Source organism: Burkholderia sp. LMG 13014 (assembly GCF_905232215.1).
In the GTDB taxonomy this organism is placed as follows: domain Bacteria; phylum Pseudomonadota; class Gammaproteobacteria; order Burkholderiales; family Burkholderiaceae; genus Burkholderia.
The window spans coordinates 1-5,988 of sequence record NZ_CAJNKE010000379.1; the positions used below are offsets into that span (position 1 = coordinate 1).

The following is a 5,988-nucleotide window of genomic DNA, read 5'->3' on the forward strand; positions in this document are numbered from 1 at the left end:
CGTTGTAGGTCCCAAGTTCAAATGTCCGCTTCTGGCTAAGTTCAGATGTCCGCTTTTCGACCCATCGTAAGCTGACCGGCTGCCGGTTGTCCGGCGCTGGGAGCTTCGATGACTGCGACAGAACGGATCACGATGACGATGCGCGAGCTGGACCGATTCAAGGTCATTCAGGACGTAGCCGACGGCAAGCTCAAGCCATGGCGTGCGGCGGAACGGCTGGAGTTGACGACACGACAGATCCGCCGGCTGGTCGCCCGGCTGCGTGAGCACGGCCCGGCGCGATTGGTATCGGGACACCGCTCGAAGCCAGGCAGCCGCCGTCTGGCCCCAGGCCTCACCGCCGCCCGCGCGAGCCCCTGTCCGTCCGTCGATTTTCTCCGTCAGACACATTCACCACGGCCTTCGTCCGCTAAAATTTCCGCCGCTTGTGAAACGCAAGCCAATATCGGGCCGATGACGGCTGCGTCGCGCTATCCAGCGCGGCACTGCCACCGATCGGGGCAAGCATAAGGAAAGACCCCGCCAATCCACAGCGCGGGTCCGAGGTAGCGGTATGGCTAAGGTGCTGTTGCTCGACGACGAGGTCGAGTTGCGCGAGGAAATCGCCGCGTTTCTGGAAAAGCGCGGCTGGACGGTCGATCAGGTCGGCACGGTCGCGGCGTTCCAGGAACGGGCGTCGGATCTCGCATTTGCGATCATCGACGTGATGCTGCCGGATGGAAACGGTTTCGATGCGGCCGCGTGGCTCAGGGCTCGGCATCGCGATTGCGGCATCGTCATGCTGACCGCGCGCGGGGATACGCAGGACAAGATCGACGGCCTGATTGGCGGAGCCGATCACTATCTTGTCAAGCCGGTGAAACTGCTCGAACTCGACGCCATTCTTCAGGCACTCGGCCGCCGGGTGGCAAGCGACTGGCGGCTTGACTGTCAGGCGCGCGTGCTGTCCGCGCCGGTCGGCGGCCGGCTCGATCTGTCGGCAAGCGAGATCGCCCTGCTCGCCTTGCTGGCACGGCATCCGTCCAAGGCAGTGAGCCGGCGGCAGATCGCGGAGGATTTCGGCTTCGACTGGGTCGACTACGACGAGCGCAGGCTGGAAACGATGGTCAGCCGTCTGCGGCAGCGTTGGCGAAGCGAGACGGGTTCGGAACTACCGCTGAAGACCGTCCATCGCACCGGCTACACGTTCGCCGCGCCGCTCCTGCTCGCCTGAGCGGCGAAAGCCGCCCTGTCCGCGTTCGCGGGCAAAAAGACCGTAGCCCGGCAGCCGTGCCCCGCCACACTGACCAGGCTCAACGTACCGCCCTGCATTTCGACCATGCTGCGCGCCTGCGGAAGGCCAAGGCCGGTGCCCGGCTTGCGGCCGACGTTACGGCCGCGATAGAAACGATCGAACACGTGCGGCAGGTCCGCCGGCGGAATGCCGGGGCCGTCGTCCGCCACTTCCAGCTCCACGCCCTCCCGTGCACGCCGGCCGCGCAACACGATCCGCGTGCCGCCCGGCGTGTATTTGACGGCGTTGTCGGCGAGCGTGCGCAGCACGAGACGCGTGAGGCTGGCGTCACACGCGAAGGCGTCCGGCAGGTCTTCCGCGTCGATTTCGAGGCGGTGGCCGTCGGACAGCGCCCCGGCAGCGGCAGCCGCATCGTCGAGCAGCGCCGCCAGCCGGGTGTTGCCGATACGGGTTCCGCGTCGCTGCAGCTCGAACCCGTCCTCGTGCAGCGAGTCATTGATCAGCACCGTCAGGCGCTGCGTCGCGCGCAGGATCTTCTGATAGCGAGACGAGGTCAGCGGATCGGCACGAGAGTCGTCGAGGTCAAGATTTTGAGCGGTGGCGTCGATGACTGCCAGCGGCGTCCGCAGCTCGTGCGAGACGGTTGCCAGAAGCTGGCGCTGCTCGTCCTGTGCGCGCTTTTCCATCGCCAGCGACGCTTCCACTTGCTCCATCGCCTCGCGAAGCGCCTGGGTGCGCAGCGCGACCTTTGCTTCCAGATCGCGCTCGGCCTGGCGCGCGACGCGCAACGCGTCAGCCTGCGCCGCCTCCATCGCATTGCGCATCGCGTTGTAGCGCCAGCTGATCGCCGAATTCATGATCAGCATGAACGCGAGCATACCCAGATATCCGGCGTTGTCGGCGAGCAGCCCCGGCGGGATCCACCCGACGTTGCGCGCGACACGCAAAGCGCTGCCGCCGAGCAACAGCAGCAGCACGAGCACGACCACGCGTGCATGCCGGTGTCCGCGGGCGGTGAGCCAGAGCGAAACGGCCATCGTGACGAGGATGGCCACGATCTGCCAGAACAGGTAAAACGGCCTCACCCACCAGACATTGACGACCAGCATCAGCGGCGCGGCAGCCAGCGCCACGACGATCGTCAGTGCGGAAAAAGCGATCGTCGCGCGCCGCCAGCGCCCGTTGAACAGGCCGAGGTAGTGCGCGGTAAACAGCGTGCCGGCGGGCGTGCCGAGCAGCCAGCTGATCATGTAGACCGCATTGCTCGCAGCCGGAAAGTCCGGCAGCAGGTACTGATAGAGGTAGCCTTCGGCGCCGAGTGCGGTGAGCAGGTTCACGATGACGCTCAGCCCGAAGAGCCCGAAAGAGGCATCGCGCGTCACCCGGAAGAGCCACAGACTCGAGACGAGCAGCACGAGATGCGCGGCATCCAGCAGGCCGAACAGCAACGATTCCTTGCTCGTTGCGGAGATGAACGCGTCGGGCGACCATAGCGCCATAGAGAAACTCATGGTGCTGGTGCTGCGGATTCGCAGATAGAGCGTGACCGGTTGACCCGCCGGAAGGTCCAGGCGAAACACGGGGTTGCGGTAGGCGATGTCGCGTTGCTGCACCGGCATGCGATCGCCAGCGACGTGGCGCTGGTACCCGCCACCCGGCTGCGGCACGTACAGCGTGACGTCGTTCAGCAGCGACGACCGTAGTTCCAGGAGCCACATCGGCGGTGCGCTCGCCGGGCGCGTCAAGGTCAGGCGCAGCCACACCGCGCCGTCGACATAGCCGAGCGCCGGCTCCGACGTCTGGGCGACGAACGCGCGCGCAGTCTCGGGCTGCGACATGTGCTCGACAGTGAGCGTGTCGCCCGGATCGCGCAACAGATCCCAGCCCTTCCGGATGTTGACTTGCCCGCCATCGGGCAGCGGAATCGGCGTTGACGCGAAGGCCCCCGAGGCCCAGGTAATCAGGATGAGGAAGATGAGCCGGAACATCACGCGATTCGTGCTGGTGTCTGCGATCGGGCGACACTATAACCGAACACGCGACGCCCTCAGGCGTCCGGATGCCGCCTGCGCTCCGAATGTCAGAATTTGTCAGCTTTCGCCGCGCACGCTCATTTAAGATGCACGCCAATCAAGGAGGCACGGGCGCGGTTCGCCGGCAGTGGAGGCCCGAAGCCCTTGACCAGCGGCGCCACCCTTGCCTACGCCCCGCACGACGACGGCGCATCGACGCCGACAACAACCAGACGGCCGGGCTGGCGGCGGTATTCCGACGAGCATTGACAAAAAATCAGGCACGAGGCGCTCGTTGGACAGCAATGCCGTCGCCGTCCACGCAGGTCGGCAGGGTTTGCGGGCTTGTGTGGCGTTGCGCGCGAAGATGGCGGGCAGTGATCCGTCGTTCTCCAGTCTCGTCTGGCCCAATCGGGCCGGGCGGGACCGGAAACGCCGCGCTGCCCGGCGTCTCGATCGTGCGCATTCGGATGAAGCCCGCGCATCAAGCCAGATAGGCAGCCACTTCATCCGCCGTCAGGAAACGCACCAGCGTCACCGACGGGTTCTGCGCCGGATGGAACACGCCACCGAAGCCATCCCAGCTCCGCTGGATACCCTTTTCCGTCTCCAGTGCGATCAGCACGCATTTGCCGTGCTTGCGGTGGCTGCGCAACGGCGCTTCGCCCCACGCGAGTGCCAGGTTGTGGACCAGCACGCCGTTCTCATACGCATGGGCCTGCAGCCAGTGAAACTCCGAGGTGTCCAGCTCTTCGTCGCCGTTCCTCGGCGCAATCGCCTTGCCGACGCGCAGCGTCCGCGCGTGTTCGCCGATCAGGCGCTGGAGCAGCGTGAACGCGTGGAACGTGTTGTTGACCGCATGCGCGCTGGCGACGAAGCCGGTGCCTGAAGCCGGCAGCACGACGACGCACTCCGGCTCGTAGCTCAACGCCGACGCGCAGCATAGAAAGTGCAACTGGTCGAACGGCAAACCGTCGTTGTCGGCCACTTTGTCCAGCAACGCTTGCAGCGCGGCGTCAGCAATCAGGTCGCGGTGATTGTCACGATCGCGCATCAGCATGGCCATCAGCGGCAAGACGAGCGTATCGACCGCGTCCCGTAACGCATCGACTTCCCAGCTCTGCCGGGCGTCAAGTGCATCGAGCTGCTGCCGGGCCGCCTGCCAGTCGCGCCGTTCGTCGTCGGTGGCTTCATCGTCGCCCTCCTCGACGGCCCTTGCGCAAAACGGCGCGAGTTCGGGCAGCCACGCCCCAAGCCTCGCGTGCGCGGCAGGAAACAGGATGCGCGGATCGGCCCCGCGCTCGACGATCGCGCCACCGAGCAGCGCCAGCAACGCCGCACGATTCGGATGCAGCGTCGGCAATTCGGCCGCACACGCGTGCAGGATGGCGTCGGCACGGGCAGGATCCTGCGCCTGCTCGCGCAATTCGTCGACTTCGGTCAGCTCGAAGAAGTCGTCCATCGTGAAAAGATCGGCTTCGTCGAGTACGGGCCGGTGCAGGACGGCAAGGAATTCGGGGGGCAGCGGCGTCATGGTTGGTGTTGTAGCAAGAAAGGACGGTCGACGTAGGAATGACCGAAGCGGACGGAGCAGCGCTCGCCCGCTTCGGTGGCAAGCGCGCGTTACTCCCGCATCCCTTCCAGATCGCGGATCAACTCGCTTGCCGAGATCTCGTCGAGCGTCGACAGCGCATCCGGCTCGCGAATGCTGCCCCAGTTCGACGGCGCACCGGCCTGCAACGCACCGAGTTCCTGATCCGGATGCATGTCGACCGCCCCGACGATGATCCCCGGGTCGAGCGACAGCTCGATCACCTTGCCCGCGCCGAGCGGTTTCGTGAAATACCAGATGCAGCCGGCATCCTCCACCTGGCCACGGCGCCAGCCCTTGTTGACGAGCCCGAGCACGCGGCCGGTCGGCACCTTGACGCCCTTCCAGCGTTCGAGCAACCGCCCGTTGCGCTCATCGTCGGTCAGCCGGTACACGTCGCGGCCGAGCTGGGCGAACGGCTGCAGCAGTTCGTAGTCGGCGAACACCTGCCCGAACGCGGCGGCATCGGCCGGCGCGATTTCCAGCGCATGCGGCACACCGATGCGGATCGTCGCGCCTTCCGGCAACGTGAACGCGTCGTCGTCGGCCGTCGCCGCAGTGCCGTCTTCCGCCACGCGGAAGCAAGCCTTCAGCGTGCCGCCGAAGTTGCCGCCGTCGTCGACTTCGTACACTCCCCACACGAGGCGCTGCACGAGGTGGCGCACCAGCGGATGCTCGGCGAGAAACGCGCGAAACACCTCTGGCGTCCAGCGGCGCCGCCCGCACATCGCCACCTCGAGCCGCGCAAGCTGCTGGCTCGCGATGGTGCGCGCATCCTTCTTCAGCAGCTTGAAGCGCTCGACCGCGTCCTTGCCCTTCGCCGGATCGTCGGTCTTCTTCGGTTTCGGCAGGTCCGCCAGCCGCGCGCCGGGCACGCCGTCGGCCCCGGTCTCGCGGACATACGGTTTCAGCGTCTCGTCGAAGCCGACCCGGAACGCGCGCGGACCGAAGTCGAGCAGCATCGTGCCCTGCGCATCGAGCCCGAGATCCGGCGCAAGACGATCTTCCAGCTCCTCGGACGACAGCCCGCGCGCTTCCGCGATCGCATCGATCTTCTCGCGCGCACGGTCCTGCAGCGCGCGGAACTTGACCTTCTGCGCGATGCCGTTGAGCAGCATCAGCGCGACGTCGCTGCCGATCGAGGCCAGCAC

4 protein-coding genes and 1 pseudogene are annotated in these 5,988 nt (G+C 66.3%); 2 read left to right on the top strand and 3 right to left on the bottom strand.

The features are described 5' to 3' along the window. Window positions 1–108: 108 nt before the first annotated feature. Both JYJ84_RS38390 and JYJ84_RS26490 read left to right on the top strand, forming a co-directional pair. Window positions 109–324: pseudogene (locus JYJ84_RS38390) on the top strand (helix-turn-helix domain-containing protein); the annotation flags it as partial. A gap of 229 nt (window positions 325–553) precedes the next feature. After that, window positions 554–1,213: a response regulator transcription factor gene (locus JYJ84_RS26490; protein WP_174958360.1), complete on the top strand. Its 660-nt coding sequence runs from the start codon at window positions 554–556 to the stop codon at window positions 1,211–1,213. Here JYJ84_RS26490 and JYJ84_RS26495 read toward each other — a convergent pair. From JYJ84_RS26495 to JYJ84_RS26505, 3 genes are all read right to left on the bottom strand, one after another. Continuing rightward, a complete protein-coding gene (locus JYJ84_RS26495) occupies window positions 1,180–3,222 on the bottom strand; it encodes a sensor histidine kinase (protein ID WP_175219480.1) in 2,043 nt (680 codons plus the stop codon). The two genes, JYJ84_RS26490 and JYJ84_RS26495, sit on opposite strands and share 34 nt — an antisense overlap. 508 nt (window positions 3,223–3,730) lie before the next feature. Beyond that, window positions 3,731–4,780 carry a hypothetical protein gene (locus JYJ84_RS26500; RefSeq protein WP_236027472.1) on the bottom strand — a complete coding sequence of 350 codons (1,050 nt, stop codon included), beginning with the start codon at window positions 4,778–4,780 and terminating at the stop codon, window positions 3,731–3,733. Window positions 4,781–4,869: 89 nt separating this feature from the next. Then, window positions 4,870–5,988, bottom strand: a 1,119-nt coding sequence (locus JYJ84_RS26505) for a DUF4132 domain-containing protein (protein ID WP_205189645.1), incomplete at its 5' end; no start/stop codon positions are given.

Bases quoted from the DNA above. Each gene is read 5' to 3' on its own strand.
- JYJ84_RS26490 (WP_174958360.1), top strand. From the start codon at position 554: ATGGCTAAGGTGCTGTTGCTCGACGACGAGGTCGAGTTGCGCGAGGAA.
- JYJ84_RS26495 (WP_175219480.1), bottom strand. From the start codon at position 3,222: ATGTTCCGGCTCATCTTCCTCATCCTGATTACCTGGGCCTCGGGGGCC.
- JYJ84_RS26500 (WP_236027472.1), bottom strand. From the start codon at position 4,780: ATGACGCCGCTGCCCCCCGAATTCCTTGCCGTCCTGCACCGGCCCGTA.